Here is a 13,784-nt window from a genome sequence, read left to right as displayed (position 1 = left end):
AGCCCGGGGGCCGATCAGGAGCCGAGGAGCGTGGCCAGGCGGGGCGAGTAGGCGTGGTCGAGCACCAGCGACGCCGCGCCTACCGCTCCCGCGTCGTCGCCGATCAGCGCAGTCTCCACCCGCACCGGGCGCACCTCCGGTGCCCACACCTGCGCCTCGACGACCTTCGCCACCCGCGCCCGCACGAGCTCCGCCACGTGCCGCAGCGCGGGTCCGCCGAGCACCACGCGGTCGACGTCCAACACGCTCACCACCGACGCCAGCGCCTGGCCCAACCGGGTCGCCGCCACGCGCAGCACCCGACCGGCCGTGGCATCGCCCTCCGCCGCCAGTCGGCACAGCCGCTCGTACGCCGCCGCGGCCGGTTCCCCGTCGGGCTCCGCCCGGCTCGCAGCCCGCCAGTCGGCGACGATCGCGCGCATCGAGCAGTACGCCTCCAGGCATCCTCTTCTGCCGCAATGGCATTCGCGCCCGCCGCCGCTGTTTACGTGGCCGATCTCGCCGGCGTTGTTGCTGATCCCGCGATGCACCTGATCGTCCAGCACCACGCCGATGCCCACCCCGGAACCCAGGTAGACGTACACGAACGACCCAGCGCGGTCCGCCCGCCCGGCCCATCGCTCGCCGATCGCCGCCGCCGTCGCGTCGTTGTCCATCACCACCGGCTGCCCGGCCCGCTCCTCGACGATGTCGGCCAGCGGAACCTCCGCCCAGCCGGCCAGGTTCGGTGGCGCCAGCACCCGGCGGTTCGCCGCGTCCAGCGGGCCGGGCACCGCGAGCCCGACGCCGAGCACCCGGCCGTCGGCGATGCCGGAACGTCGCACCAGCTGGTGGAAGGTGCGGGCCAGTGCGGCCCCGACCGCCGCGGGCGAGGCGTCGGCGGGCACGCGGCGGCGGCTGCGCATCCGCACCCCGCCGGCCATGTCCAGCAGGACACCGGTGATCCGTTCCGGATCGAGGTGCAGGCCCACCGCCGAGTACGCGTCCGGCACCACCTTCAGTAGCACCCGGCGTTTGCCGCCGGTGGACGGCGCGTGCCCGTTCTCGGTGACCAGCCCGTCGTCGATCAGCGCGCGCACGATGTTGGACATCGTCTGCGCGGTCAGCCCGGTGCGCTGCGCTAGTTCGACGCGGCTGACTTCACCTTGCTGGCGGATCGCGTCGAGCACCACCGCGCGGTTGAATCCACCCACCCGCGGCAGATTCGTGCCCTGCCAGGACGCTTTCGCCATCGGCGCTCCTCACCCGGGGACGGCAAGATCGTTGACTTGTTCCATCGAATGGAATTATCTTGCCCAGAGTGTGATCCGGATCTCAGGTCGGGCGCAACCACCGCTGGCTGGGCACCACGCAGTACCGGCCCGCGCTGCCGGAGTACCCGAACTTCATGGACGGTGTCCCGATCAGCCTCGAAGAGGCGGCGTGGGTGGACGGCGCGTCGGCGATGCAGGCACTGCGCTCGGTCGTGCTGCCGTTGATCGTGCCCGGCATGGCAGTGGTCGCGATCTTCACGTTCATCACGGCCTGGGGCAACTTCTTCGTTCTCGTCTCCCGGTACCGCCCGCACGTCGTGCTCACCGACATCCAGATGCCGGGCGTCGGCGGCCTGGAAGTCACCAAGCGCGTTACCGCTCTCCCCGATTCGCCTGCCGTGGCCGTGCTAACCACATTCGACGTGGACGAGTACGTGCACGAGGCGTTGCAGAGCGGCGCGGCCGGGTTCCTGCTCAAGGACACCCGGCCGCACGAACTGGTCGCCGCGGTGCACACCCTCGCAGGTGGCGAGGCGATGCTCTCCCCGCGGATCATCCGGAAGCTGCTCTCCGCGTTCTCCGCAGGTGGCGCCGCCGCGCACGCCGCGAAGTCCAAGGTGGACCAGCTGACCGCCCGGGAACGCGAGGTGGCGGTGGCGGTTGCCCGGGGTTCGAGCAATGCGGAAATCGCGGCCGGCCTGTACATGAGCCAATCCACCGTCAAGGTCCACATAGGACGGATCATGGCCAAGCTGAGCGCCGTCAACCGAACCCAGGTCGCGATCATCACCCACGACGCGGGCCTGGCGTAGCGCAGGTCGTCAGACCGCGCGACGCCGGTAGGCGTCACCCCGGCCCACGACGAACCACAGCAGGCAGCCCAGGAACGGGGCCACGAAGGCGAACACGAGCCACGCGATCTTCATCCCACCGGTGTGCGCTGAGAGGAGGATGCTGATCAGGGCGCATACGAACAGCGCCAGTCAGCCGAAGAGCAGCAGGGTGGCCAGCCCCAACCCGCTCATCGCGATGATCGGTGCCGGGTCGGCGAGGACGTGCGCGGGTGCCAGGGCCAGGGCCATGAGGGGCTTTCCTTCCGCGATGTGCGTTGTCGTTCGATTCAGCACGCTATGGCGCGGCGCACCGCGACGGCGTCCGGCTACCCGCTCGTCCGGACTTGGCCGAAAGTCGTACGGGGATCGGCCGGTCGGCGAACACCCGGGCGGATCGCCGGGGCTAGAGTCGGCCCGGTGCCCTTCCTAGTCGACCGCGACCGCCTGCTGTCCTGGTGGGACGGCAAGGTGCGCTCGCTGCTCCTCGACCTGGCGGTATCGCTGCTGTTCAGCGCCGGACTGGTCAACGAGACCGACTCGCCCTGGGCGGTTTGCGTCATCCTGGCGGCCGGACTCGGACTGCTCGTGCGCAGGCGGTTCCCGAGCGTGGCGGTCACGACGGCGGTCGCCGTCGTCGCGTTCGGCCAGTCCCCGCTACCGGCCTCGATCGCGCTGTACACGTTCGCCCGCCGCCACGGCCCCGGGCGATCGCTGTGGTTCTCCGGCTCCGTGACCATCGCGGCCGAGGTGGCCTCGGAGATGGTCCGGCAGCAGGGCTGGCACGGATTCCCGATGCTGCTAGGAATCGTCGTGAAATCGGTGTTCTACGGCGTCCCGGCCATGCTCGGGCTGTGGCTGCACCAGCGGCAGGTGCTGCTGTCCGCCGCGCACGAACGCATCGAGCGGGCAGAACGGGAACGCGCACTGCTCGCCGAACGGGCCGTCGCCGAAGAGCGCACGCGGATCGCGCGCGAGCTGCACGACGTGATCGCGCACCGGGCGAGCGTGATGTCGTTGCAGGCGGGGGCGCTCACCATGCACGCGCGGGACGAGACCACCGCCGATACGGCCGAGGTCATCCGGGAAAACAGTGCGAAGGCGCTCACCGAGCTGCGCGGCATGCTGCGCGTCCTGCGTGAGGGCCCGTCCGGTCACGACGGCGATCTCGTGGAAGTGCCCACCGTGCGCGACATCGCGGAGCTGGTCCGCGACTCGGTCGAGGCCGGGTCCACCGTGCGACTGACCATGCCCGAAGAGCTGCCCGAGACCTCCGGAACCACCGGCCGCGCCGCCTACCGGGTGGTGCAGGAGGCGTTGACGAACGCGGCCCGGCACGCACCGGACGCCGCCGTCCGGGTCGACGTCGAGGCTGGCGATGACCTCGTCATCACCGTCGCGAACGACCCCGGCCGGAAAGCGGGCACCACGGCGGGTTCCGGGTACGGGCTGCTCGGGATGCGTGAACGCGTGGCACTCGCGGGCGGTTCGCTGCAGGCCGGGCCCTCCGATGATGGGGGCTACCGGGTGGCGGCGGTTCTCCCGTTGCGCGCGGCGAACCCGGGATGAGCCGCGCCGTCAGCAATCGCGGATTGCCCGAAAGTCGTACCTGCTCCTAGCTGGAAGTCAGACGTCGGCGGGCGCCGGATTCGCGATTCTCGATGCCATGCGGGAACACCATTGGCGACATCGAGGAGCAGGGTTGATCACAGTCCGGGAACTGACCAAGCGATACGGCGACAAGCTCGCCGTGCACGGCCTCAGCTGCACCGTCCGGCCCGGTGTGGTGACCGGTTTTCTGGGTCCCAACGGCGCGGGCAAGTCGACGACGATGCGGCTCATGCTCGGGCTCGACCGTGGCGAAGGCAGCGTCACGTTCGGCGGCCGGACCTACCAGGAGCTGCCGAATCCGGTGCGCACCGTGGGTGTGCTGCTCGACGCACAGTGCGCCCACGGGCGAGCGTGCTGCTCGCGAAGATGATCACGGTCGCGGTGGCCGCGATCGTCACCGAAGCTGTGGTGCTCGCGGCGTCCTGGCTGGTGCTCGCGGTGTTCTTCGGCGCCCCGCCGACCCCGTCCACCTCGCTCCTCCTCGGCACCGGATTCGTCATGGACATCGCGCTGATCACCCTCATCGGGCTCGCGCTGGCCGGGTTGGTGCGCGGATCGGTCCTGCCGATCGCGGTGCTCGTGGTGTGGCCGCAGATGGAGATGTTCCTGATCAACCGGCTGGATCTGCCGCCGGCGCTGCTCACCGCGCTGGAGCCGTTCTACTCCGCCCGCCGGCTGGTCTCTGCGACGCCCGAATGGCACCTGGTGCTGCTGGTGCTGTCGGTGGTCCTGCTCGGCGCCGCCGCGGTCGCCCTAACCCGCCGGGCCACGTGACCGGCCGCGCTCGTGCCCTGCACCGGGTGTCAGCCGAACAGCAGCGCTCGTGGTTGTCGTGGTGGGATGGCTCGCCGCGGTCGCTGCTGTTCGACGTCGCGGTAGCGCTGGCCCCGATCGCAGGGGAGATCTACTCGCACGGCGGTCGCCTCGGCGACAGCTCGCTCCCGGCGCTGGCTTTCCTGACCGCGGGGTTCCTCGCGCTGCTGGTGCGGCGCCGTTTCCCGTTCCCGGCCGCGGTGGTCGCGGCGTTGGTGAGCCTGCCCGCAGGCTACGTCCGGGGCGTCGTGGAGATCGCGCTGTACACCGTGGCGAGTCGCCGCGGGCCACGGCCGGTGACCTGGGTGGCCGCCGGGGTGCAAGTGCTGGTCACCGTGCTCGGCATGGCGTGGCGGGACGAGGTCCGCGTGGGGGTCGCGGGGAGCGTGGTGATGTTGTCCGCGGGGGTACCGTTGCTACTTGGCCTGTGGGTGTGCGGGCGGCAACGCGTCCTGGCCGACTACCGGGAACGCGCGGAGCAGGTCGAGCGGGAGCGGGAACTGCTCGCCGAACGCGCGGTCAGTGCGCAACGGCGCGAGATCGCCCGGGAAATGCACGACGTCGTGGCGCACCGGATCGGCGTCGTGTCGCGGCACGCCGAGGCGCTGGCTGCGAACGCTGTCGACGAGCGAAGCGCCGAGCTGGCCGAGATCATCCGCTCGACGAGCGCCATCGCGATGTCCGAGCTGCACGACATGCTACGTGCGCTGCGGGACGACGCCGAGGCCGAACCCGCGGCGGCGAGCACGACCGGGATCGCCGACCTGGTAGACGGTGCTGTGCGGTCGGGCGCGAACGTCCGGCTCACCATGCCCGATCCCGTTCCGGACGTGCCGCCCGTCGTGGGGCGCACCGCGTACCGCGTGGTGCAGGAAGCCCTCACCAACGCCGCCAAACACGCCCCGCACGCTGCGGTGCAGGTCACGGTGAGCGAGGACGGGGACGACCTCACCTTGACCGTGACGAACCGGCGCAGCCCTCGCGCGCACGCCGTCGCGCTGCCGAGCTCCGGGTTCGGCCTGATCGGCATGCGCGAACGGGTCGCCCTGACCGGCGGCAAGCTCCACACCGGCCGCACCGATGACGGTGGCTACCGCGTGCACGCAGTCCTCCCGCGCCAGCCGGAAATAGACGAACAGCTCCCCGCGACGTGACCGACGACCGAAATCGGAGGTTCGATTTCAATGGTCTCGTGCCAGGGCGGCGGCGATCTCGCGCGAAATCGCCGCCGCTGGACGCGCTACCGCCCCCGCGGGACTTTGGAGACGCCTTGCAGTCATCGCAGTTGTGGCCTCCTCCGGATCGGAATCGTGTCCCGGTGAATACGGTCGATCTCACCGGCTTCCGACTGCTCGTCGACCTCGTGGTCCTCCCTGCGCAACGAAACGAACACCGCAGCGACCGCGATCAGGGACAACGCCAACATGGCCAGGTCAGCCATGACACACCCCCCTCGTATCGGCGCGCCGTTTTCGGCGGTAATCACTGGGACGCAGACAGTGTCCGCCGGGTTGCTGATCGTTTGGAATCCCTGGATCTGCTCCCCCCGAGCTGCGTAGATCCACCAGGGCCCGAAAACGAAAACGGCGTTTCCCCGAAAGAACTTCAGCTCTCTTGGGGAAACGCCGCACGAATGCGCACAGGTTGGCGGAGCTCCGTGCCGGACGGGCGGACTCGAAGCTTCCCACGTCGCTTCGGCAAGTCCACCCGTCCGGGGGTCGCTCGGTCAGTGACCGAGACGCTGTTTCAAGGCCTCCAGCTCATCGTGCATCGAGCTCGGCAACGAGTCGCCGATGGTGCCGAACCACTCCTCGATGAGCGGCAGCTCCGCCTTCCACTCCTCGACATCGACGTTCAGCGCCTCATCGACGTCGGCCTTCGGCGTGTCCAGCCCGCTCAGGTCCAGCTCGTCGGCCGTCGGCACCCGCCCGATCGCGGTGTCGGCGGCGGCCGCGTTTCCCTCCAGCCGGTCCACGATCCACTTGAGCACGCGGGAGTTCTCCCCGAAGCCGGGCCACAGGAAGCGCTTGTCCTCACCGCGGCGGAACCAGTTCACGTAGAAGATCCGCGGCAGCTTGGTGGCGTCGGCGGACTTGCCGACGTTCACCCAGTGCTGGAAGTAGTCGCCGACGTTGTAGCCGATGAACGGCAGCATCGCCATCGGGTCGCGCCGCACGTCGCCGACCTTGCCGGCCGCCGCGGCGGTCTTCTCCGACGAGAGGGTGGCGCCCATGAACACGCCGTGCTGCCAGTCGAAGGCCTCGTTCACCAGCGGAACGGTCGTCTTGCGGCGACCGCCGAAGAGGATCGCCGAGATCGGCACGCCCTTCGGGTCGTCCCACTCCGGCGCCAGGATCGGGCACTGCGACATCGGCGTGCAGTACCGCGAGTTCGGGTGCGCGGCGTTCTCCCCGTTGTCCGGGGTCCAGTCGCGGCCCTTCCAGTCGGTGAGGTGCTGCGGCTCGCCCTCCATGTCCTCCCACCAGACGTCGGCGTCGTCGGTGAGGGCCACGTTGGTGAACAGCGAGTTGCCCTGCTCGATGGTGCGCATCGCGTTCGGGTTGGTCTTCCAGTTGGTGCCCGGGGCGACGCCGAAGAACCCGGCCTCCGGGTTCACCGCGTAGAGCCGGCCATCCTCGCCGAATCGCATCCACGCGATGTCGTCACCGAGGGTCTCGACCCGCCAGCCCGGGATGGTGGGCTGCAGCATCGCGAGGTTGGTCTTGCCGCAGGCCGACGGGAACGCGGCCGCGACGTAGTAGACCTTCTCCTCCGGCGAGATCAGCTTCAGGATCAGCATGTGCTCGGCCAGCCAGCCCTCGTCGCGGGCCATCGCCGAGGCGATCCGCAGCGAGTAGCACTTCTTGCCCAGCAGCGCGTTGCCGCCGTAGCCGGAGCCGAAGCTCCAGATCATCCGCTCCTCGGGGAAGTGGGTGATGTACTTGATGTCGTTGCACGGCCACGGCACGTCCCGCTGCTCCGGCTCCAGCGGCGCGCCCACCGAGTGCAGCGCGGGTACGAAGTCGCCCTCGGTGCCCAGCCGCTCCAGGACCTTCGCGCCCATCCGGGTCATGATGTGCATCGACACCACGACGTACTCGGAGTCGGTGATCTCGACGCCCAGTTTCGGCGGCTCGGCGTCCAGCGGCCCCATGCAGAACGGGATCACGTACATCGTGCGACCACGCATGCAGCCCCGGTAGAGCTCCGTCATGGTCGCCTTCATCTCGTTGGGGTCCATCCAGTTGTTGGTGACCCCGGCGTCTTTCTCCTCGACGGAGCAGATGAAGGTCCGCTCCTCGACGCGCGCCACGTCCGAGGGGTCCGAAGCCGCGTAGAACGAGTTCGGCTTCTTCTCCAGGCGGGTGAAGGTGCCGGCCTCGACGAGGCGGTCGGTCATCCGCTGCCATTCCTGCTGCGAACCGTCGCACCACACCACTTGGTCGGGGGTGGTCAGCTCGGCGACCTCGCGCACCCACGACAACAGGCGCTCGTGCGTGGTCGGTGCCTGGTCGAGACCTGGGATGGTCAATGCGGTCATCGCGTCGTGTCTCCTGACTGGGCGCCACAGCCCGGATTTGCCGACGGGGTCGTCGGCCTTTGCAGGGAAAGCTTCGCCCGCCCCGAAGATCGGGCGAAGTGAAAAAGGGATGCACCGAGGCTAACGGCGGAATGGCCGCTGAATGGAGATCAGCGTTGTTCGTTCTCTCACAAGAACGATAAGGGAATCGATTCAGAAGCGATCTTGGAAGTGGTCCGGACGAAAATCTCGCCGCCTGGGGATCGCTGCGTCCCAGAATTTCCGGCGAACCGGACGGTTGCGCGAACGGCGGGTTACGCGCGGGCGTCGCCCGAATGGCGGTTGTTCGGCGCTGCGGGCGAAGAAAACCCCGCCCGACGGCCTGGAGTAGGCGCATCGGGCGGGGAAAAGATTTGCGGTCTAGAGGTCAGACCCAGGCGTCGTCGGAGTCCGCTTTGCCGGCCGCGGCCCCACCGCGCTGGCCCTGCTGGTCGCCGTGCGCCCCGGTGTCGACGGTGGCCGCGTGCGGCTGGGCGATTTCATCGAAGGTCCAGGCCGCGTCGTCGGTCGCGCCGGTCGCGGGGTTCGGTGCGTACTGCCCCTCGTCGCTAATCTTGCCGTGCTCGACCACGGTCCACTGGCCGTCGCCGGTGTGGTGCGAGATCGTCACATCGCCGGTCTGGCTGATCTCCACCACCTGGTCGGCCGATCCGTCGCCGTCGACGTCGGTGACCAGCATGGTGCCGCCGGTTTCGGTCTCCACGACTGCGGTGTCGGCGATCCCGTCCTGGTTGGTGTCCTCGGTGGCCGGGCCGACCTGCATGTCGCCCTGCGGCGTGTCGATGACCATCGACCGGCCATGCTCCTGGTCCTGCGGGTCGGCGCCGCCGGGGTGCTGCTGCGGGGCCTCGCCGGTCCAGTGGCCGGTGCCGGCGTCGTAGCGGGCCTGCCCGACCACCTCGCCGTCGGCGTTGATCGTCTGCATCACGTCGGCCTGACCGTCGGCGTCGTCGTCGATGTAGGCGACGAAGCCGTCGTCGGTCATCACCGCGACGGTGTCGTCGATGCCGTCGCCATCGAAGTCGTAGTTGGCCTCGGCGGTGTACTCCTCGCCCTCGACGGTGACCTTGATGTCGCCGTCTCCCGCGCCTTGCTCCTCGATGTACACGTCCGCAACCTCTCAGCCGCCGATCATCTGCAACGCCTAGGACGCAGGGTAGAGGCCAAGGGTTCCGGGGATGAAGGGCCTGATCTTTTCCGCATCGCGATCGTAAGATCCCAGAGGGCGTTGGATCGGTGCAGCGCAGTGCCCGTGAGCGGTTTCGGGTGCCATAGCGCCCACAACCGTTCACGGTCCCTGACCCACCGTTGCCCGCACCCGCTTTGCCCGCACCCGCTTTGCCCGCACCCGCTTTGCCCGCACCCGCTTTGCCCGCACCCGCTTTGCCCGCACCCGCGCAGCAGCGCGGTCCTGCTGGGCTGCCGGCCGTTGGCGTCTTCGTCGGATGCCGGGATCGCGAGCAGGTCGAGCGTCACGGCATGGCCGTGGTGCCGCGGAAGTCCTGCGTGCCCGTCACCAGGGAGACGTTCCGCAACGACGAGTGGGCGTGCAGGTAGCCCAGTTCGCGGGAGAGGTCGCCGGCGTTGTTGGTCCCGATGTTGGTCGTGATGTTCAAAGTGGACAGAACGCCCACCGCGCGGGCCGTGGCATCCAGGACGGCACTGCCTGAATCGCCCGGGATGCCCGGCGTGGAGGTGCGGATGGTGTGGCTCCAACCGCCGCCGCTGTCGCCCAGGGACGTGCCCTGCTTGGCGTTCAGCTCGCTGGCTTCGGCCCGCAGCTTCGAATTGCCGTAGGTCACGACCACGTCGCCCTGCTGCAGTCCCGAGGTGTTCAGGCCGTTGGGGCCACCCCAGACCGGCATGCTCGGGTTGACCTTCCCGACGTCGGCCGGATCGAGTTCGACCAGCGCGAGATCGTTGTAGGCGCAGGCGTTGGCATCCTTCTCCTTGATCGCCTGCATGCTCACCCATGAGCTGTAGGCGAGCACCCCGGGCTTGCTCGCCCCGCTGACCTGGACCTGGGTGCCGATGGGCAGCGACTCCGAGGTGCAGCCGTTGGTCTGGGTGGCATCGCCCTTCGCGGCGCAGTGCGCGGCCTGCCCGATGTACACCTTCGACCCGCCCTGGAACACGAAATTGGCGGTGCACTGCGCGGAGTTGGTCACGGTCTGCACCCCGGGATGCACGGCCGCGCTGGATGCCGCGGCCCAGGAATGTCCTGCCGCGGCAGCCCCGGTGGCAAGTCCGGCAGCCGCCAGCGCGGCGACGCCGACCAACGAGACCACCAGCCCGAAACGAGTCCTCATGCGCACGGCCTCCTCCCGGTGCCGCGGAAGGCCCGAGCGCCGCGAAACCCGGCATCAACGCGCCCTGACCGCTACCTGATACCACACCCCGCGACCTGCGGCGATGCCGATCAGGACCGGTGCCCGAGTGGTGTTCAGCTGGCGGTGCGGATTTCGGCGATCCGGTTTTCCAGGGCCGCGCCGAGTTCTGCTGGTCTTAGTGGGGCGAGGACGAGTTCTGGGCCGAGGCCTGGGCGGTGTTGTTGGGTCAGGCCGTAGCGGCCGTCCGGTTCGAAGGCGTCGAACCACTTCAGCACTTGGGAGCGGTGCGTGCGGCCCAGCCGGTCGCGGAGGTTCGCGGTGAACTGGCCGTCGCGGAAGTGGCTTTCCTCGGTCATCGCGCGCAGCGTCGTGGCCGCCGGGGCGGCTCGCTTCGGACCGGCGGACTGCATCATGTCGACGTTCTCGAAGCTTTCGTCGGCGTTGTCGCGCGGTGTGAGATCGGCGACCGGAACCGCCAAGCGCGGGCGTTTCCCGGGTGGGGACGGCGGCATGCCCTGGACCGCCGCGGCGCCGACCGAGGTCCGCGGATGCACGGAGATCCGCAGGTCACCCCCGTGCTGTTCGGATTCACCCGGGTCCTGGACGAGCAGCACCGCGCCTTCCTCGGTGGCCACTGCCAGCAGCCGGGTCGGGGATTCGTTTGTGTCGTCGGGTATCCAGAGCCCTTCGATCCACAGGCCCGGCTTAGCGAGCTGGGCGAGCGACCGAGCGAAGCGCGGGGCGAGGCCGTCACCGGCAAGCAGGCCGGCGGCCTGCAGCTCGGGCAGCGCCCGCTGGCGTAGCACGGCGCGCTCCTCGAGCGTCGCGCCGTGCGAGCGCACCGCGATGGGGAACGGGTATTCGTCGAATCTCCCGATTTCCCAGCACAAGTCGAACCACAGCGGTGGCAGCAGCCATCGCTCGGACACGCGTTACCCCCGGTTGGTGTTATTCGCCGAAGACGGGCGGTGCCGTCCTCGGCATGTCGTCGAGCCAGATGTCGTCTTGTTCTTCCAGCCAGCTCGGCCGCTCATGCTCCTGGTCCTCGCTGCCCTTGCCGCGCTGACCGGCACCCGCGCCCGCTCCGCCACCGGTCGCACCGCGACCACCGGCGGCACCGGCGGCACCCGAGCCGGCGCCCGCTGCGGCACCGAGTCCGCCGGCACCGGCCCGGCCACCCGCACCCATGCCGGGACCACCGGCACCAGCCCGACCACCAGCGCCCAAGCCTCCTGCGCCCAAACCTCCTGCGCCGCGGCCGCCTGCACCCATGCCACCGGCACCGCGACCACCCAGGCCAGCGCCGCCCGCGCCGCCGCCGGGCGGCATGGCGCCGATGAAGCCGCCGCCGGGCGGTTGGGCACCTGGCGGAGCGGATGCGAGGCCGGGGCCGGGCATCGTCGGCGTGGGCGGATTCGTCCACTGGGAGCCGCTTTGCGCGGGCGGGCGATAACCGTCACCGATGCCACGCGGGTCCACAATGGACGGATCAGGTCCGCTCGGGATGTTCGGCGTGCTGCCGGTTCTCGTGCCGGTTCGGCCGGTGCTGCTCGGGGTGTTGCTGGAAATGCTCTGCGTGTCGCGGCCCTGGTTGGGCGGCGGTGGCGGAGGATTCAGTGGGTCGACCGGCGGCGGGAACGTCGGGGTGCTGGAGTCCACGGCGGTGTAACCGGGCGTGTAGACGTTCTGCACGATCTGCCGAGCCTGCTTGTCCGCCTCGGCCCGCTCCCGCATCTGCGCGCCGGCGTCCATGATCCCGCCAGCAGGGCTGAGCACGGTCGCCATCACGGTGCGGGTGCCGTTGTAGTCCTCGGGCGGCTGCAACTGCGCCTTGGTCTGTCCGGCGGCGATCCCAGCCTCCTGGATCTTCAGGCCGGTCCCACGCACGGAGTCGCCGAACTGCTGCCCCCAATCCTGCAGCGGCTTGGCAGCACCAAGCCCAGCATCGGCGGCCCGCCCCTGCATCCCGTCACCAGCGGCCTCGCGGGTCTTGGAGTCCAGGTCGGCTAAAGAGGCACTGATGCTCTCGCCAAGCTGTTGCCAAGCCCTGCCAACAGCGTTGATCTGGTCGACCTGTAGCGAAGGTTTGAGCTGGTTGGCCAGCCGAGCTTGATCCCAGTCGTTCCAGTTGTCGTGCTGACCGATCGACGCCGGATCAGTACCGTCGATCTGGAGACCTTGTTGCTGCTGGGCCAAGTCGGCGCGCTGCTTCTCGCCGGCTGCGGTGGAGAGCTGCTGGCGTATCCGCTGCTGCTCCTGAGCACGAGTCTCGCCACCGGTCATACCGGCCCACAGATCGGAGGCGGAGCCCCCTAACTCCCTGGCCCCATCGGTGAACCAGTTCCCCACGTCGTCGTTCCCCCTCGACCGGCCTACATCGGCAACTTCGGCTCAACAACCTGCGCGATCTCCATCGCCTTCGCACAAGTCGCGTCGTCACTCTGGATCTTGTCGGCGCTGTATGTGATGTCAACGATCACTGAACCCGACCCGACGTACATCATCTGACGACAGACGCCCTGCCCCTTGCCGCTCAGCGCAATGCCGGCGAAGCCACTGTGCGACCCGACTTGGTTCGGCGTGAACGCGTCGAAGCTGTTCCGCCGCTGCTGCCAGTACGCTTCGTCGCTTTTCCCTGCTTTCAGGACGCCAAATTCAAAGTCTTCGCCCATGTAATCGCAGCCGACCTCGCCGATCCCGAGGTCGTTGGGCTTGCCTTCGGGTGCTGCTCCGAAAGACCGGATCTCCGTAGGCGTCAGTGCGGTGCAAGGATCGAAACTTGCCAGAGCGTTGCTGGTCGTGGGCTCTGTCGATGGTTCAGGCTTCGGGGCCGTGCCGCCGGAGCAACCAGCTGCCAGCAGTCCCGCCGCCGCAAGTGCGGCAGCAGCCCCGAATCGCAGTTTGCGCATGTGCATCATTAGATCAGGCATTCCGTCCCAGGTTGCGAGCGTTCTCGTCGTCTGCATTCTGCATGTCCCGCGCCGAGTCCCGGTACGCCTGCGCCATGTCCTTGAAGATCTTCTCCGCTTGACGGAGTACCGGTATCAGCCCAGCGTCTGGAGCGTCTCGGGAACCTTGAACCTTCTCGTTGAACTTCTTCTCCAGATCGCGCCCGATGAAGCATTCGCCAAAGACGCTGTTGGTGATCAACTGCTGAGCCTCACGAGCAAAGCCACGAAAGTCGTCGGCCTTTTCGTCGTAGACCTTGGCGACGCGTTCAGCCGCCTCCGGGTCCATGACGAGCTGGCCGTTGTCGACCGCCGCGCGCAGCCCCTCCGCCCGTCCGGCCAGTACGCTCGCGCCGGCGGCTAAGCCTTCCATCCCCGTGGTCAACGCAGCTCCCCTCCACGTTCGTGATCACCGCTGG

Annotated in this window: 14 protein-coding genes and 1 pseudogene; 5 read left to right on the top strand and 10 right to left on the bottom strand. The window is 69.0% G+C overall.

The window, feature by feature from the left end:
• Positions 1-14: 14 nt before the first annotated feature.
• Positions 15-1,232 carry an ROK family transcriptional regulator gene (locus tag ACRXBZ_RS19235; protein ID WP_433880267.1) on the bottom strand — a complete coding sequence of 406 codons (1,218 nt, stop codon included), beginning with the start codon at positions 1,230-1,232 and terminating at the stop codon, positions 15-17.
• 155 nt (positions 1,233-1,387) lie between these two features.
• Here ACRXBZ_RS19235 and ACRXBZ_RS19230 point away from each other — a divergent pair, with 155 nt between their 5' ends.
• The gene (locus ACRXBZ_RS19230) at positions 1,388-2,065 is read left to right on the top strand and encodes a LuxR C-terminal-related transcriptional regulator (protein ID WP_433880266.1); all 678 of its coding nucleotides are present in this window, start codon (positions 1,388-1,390) and stop codon (positions 2,063-2,065) included.
• 9 nt (positions 2,066-2,074) lie between these two features.
• Here ACRXBZ_RS19230 and ACRXBZ_RS19225 read toward each other — a convergent pair whose 3' ends face one another.
• Positions 2,075-2,230 carry a PLD nuclease N-terminal domain-containing protein gene (locus tag ACRXBZ_RS19225; protein ID WP_433883916.1) on the bottom strand — a complete coding sequence of 52 codons (156 nt, stop codon included), beginning with the start codon at positions 2,228-2,230 and terminating at the stop codon, positions 2,075-2,077.
• Between the two features lie 273 nt (positions 2,231-2,503).
• On the opposite strand from ACRXBZ_RS19225, the gene ACRXBZ_RS19220 reads away from it, so the two are divergent.
• The 4 genes and pseudogenes from ACRXBZ_RS19220 (at position 2,504) to ACRXBZ_RS19205 (ending at position 5,661) form a co-directional block, all read left to right on the top strand.
• The gene (locus tag ACRXBZ_RS19220) at positions 2,504-3,652 is read left to right on the top strand and encodes a sensor histidine kinase (RefSeq protein ID WP_433880265.1); all 1,149 of its coding nucleotides are present in this window, start codon (positions 2,504-2,506) and stop codon (positions 3,650-3,652) included.
• Positions 3,653-3,785: 133 nt separating this feature from the next.
• Positions 3,786-4,037, top strand: a pseudogene (locus ACRXBZ_RS19215) (ATP-binding cassette domain-containing protein); the annotation flags it as partial.
• An 8-nt stretch (positions 4,038-4,045) separates the two neighbouring features.
• Positions 4,046-4,468, top strand: coding sequence for a hypothetical protein (locus ACRXBZ_RS19210; protein ID WP_433880264.1), 423 nt, complete (start codon positions 4,046-4,048; stop codon positions 4,466-4,468).
• Positions 4,465-5,661 carry a sensor histidine kinase gene (locus tag ACRXBZ_RS19205; RefSeq protein ID WP_433880263.1) on the top strand — a complete coding sequence of 399 codons (1,197 nt, stop codon included), beginning with the start codon at positions 4,465-4,467 and terminating at the stop codon, positions 5,659-5,661. Before ACRXBZ_RS19210 ends, ACRXBZ_RS19205 begins: the two co-directional genes overlap by 4 nt.
• A 122-nt stretch (positions 5,662-5,783) precedes the next feature.
• Here ACRXBZ_RS19205 and ACRXBZ_RS19200 read toward each other — a convergent pair whose 3' ends face one another.
• The 8 genes from ACRXBZ_RS19200 to ACRXBZ_RS19165 all read right to left on the bottom strand — a co-directional run bounded on the left by ACRXBZ_RS19200 (position 5,784) and on the right by ACRXBZ_RS19165 (position 13,750).
• A complete protein-coding gene (locus ACRXBZ_RS19200) occupies positions 5,784-5,948 on the bottom strand; it encodes a hypothetical protein (RefSeq protein ID WP_190819980.1) in 165 nt (54 codons plus the stop codon).
• 285 nt (positions 5,949-6,233) lie between these two features.
• Positions 6,234-8,048, bottom strand: coding sequence for a phosphoenolpyruvate carboxykinase (GTP) (locus tag ACRXBZ_RS19195; protein WP_433880262.1), 1,815 nt, complete (start codon positions 8,046-8,048; stop codon positions 6,234-6,236).
• 406 nt (positions 8,049-8,454) lie between these two features.
• Positions 8,455-9,195: a DUF6802 family protein gene (locus ACRXBZ_RS19190; RefSeq protein ID WP_433880261.1), complete on the bottom strand. Its 741-nt coding sequence runs from the start codon at positions 9,193-9,195 to the stop codon at positions 8,455-8,457.
• Positions 9,196-9,559: 364 nt separating this feature from the next.
• The gene (locus ACRXBZ_RS19185) at positions 9,560-10,396 is read right to left on the bottom strand and encodes a trypsin-like peptidase domain-containing protein (RefSeq protein WP_433880260.1); all 837 of its coding nucleotides are present in this window, start codon (positions 10,394-10,396) and stop codon (positions 9,560-9,562) included.
• 134 nt (positions 10,397-10,530) lie between these two features.
• On the bottom strand, positions 10,531-11,346 hold the full coding sequence (locus ACRXBZ_RS19180; RefSeq protein WP_433880259.1) for an ESX secretion-associated protein EspG: 816 nt from the start codon (positions 11,344-11,346) through the stop codon (positions 10,531-10,533).
• 19 nt (positions 11,347-11,365) lie between these two features.
• Entirely contained in the window at positions 11,366-12,766 is a 1,401-nt protein-coding gene (locus ACRXBZ_RS19175; protein ID WP_433880258.1) for a hypothetical protein, read from the bottom strand.
• A 23-nt stretch (positions 12,767-12,789) separates the two neighbouring features.
• Positions 12,790-13,326, bottom strand: a complete 537-nt coding sequence (locus tag ACRXBZ_RS19170; RefSeq protein ID WP_433880257.1) for a DUF3558 family protein — start codon at positions 13,324-13,326, stop codon at positions 12,790-12,792.
• Positions 13,327-13,339: 13 nt separating this feature from the next.
• Positions 13,340-13,750 (bottom strand): hypothetical protein, encoded by a 411-nt coding sequence (locus ACRXBZ_RS19165; RefSeq protein ID WP_433880256.1) that lies wholly within the window; start codon positions 13,748-13,750, stop codon positions 13,340-13,342.
• Positions 13,751-13,784 lie beyond the last annotated feature (34 nt).

This window comes from Saccharopolyspora hattusasensis (assembly GCF_050972075.1).
Classification (GTDB): Bacteria; Actinomycetota; Actinomycetes; order Mycobacteriales; family Pseudonocardiaceae; genus Saccharopolyspora; species Saccharopolyspora hattusasensis.
This window is presented reverse-complemented; position numbering and strand designations above follow the sequence as displayed.

Excerpts from the sequence above, each read along its gene's own strand:
- ACRXBZ_RS19170 (WP_433880257.1), bottom strand. The coding sequence starts at position 13,326 with ATGCGCAAACTGCGATTCGGGGCTGCTGCCGCACTTGCGGCGGCGGGA.
- ACRXBZ_RS19200 (WP_190819980.1), bottom strand. The coding sequence starts at position 5,948 with ATGGCTGACCTGGCCATGTTGGCGTTGTCCCTGATCGCGGTCGCTGCG.
- ACRXBZ_RS19235 (WP_433880267.1), bottom strand. The coding sequence starts at position 1,232 with ATGGCGAAAGCGTCCTGGCAGGGCACGAATCTGCCGCGGGTGGGTGGA.
- ACRXBZ_RS19185 (WP_433880260.1), bottom strand. The coding sequence starts at position 10,396 with ATGAGGACTCGTTTCGGGCTGGTGGTCTCGTTGGTCGGCGTCGCCGCG.
- ACRXBZ_RS19195 (WP_433880262.1), bottom strand. The coding sequence starts at position 8,048 with ATGACCGCATTGACCATCCCAGGTCTCGACCAGGCACCGACCACGCAC.
- ACRXBZ_RS19230 (WP_433880266.1), top strand. The coding sequence starts at position 1,388 with ATGGACGGTGTCCCGATCAGCCTCGAAGAGGCGGCGTGGGTGGACGGC.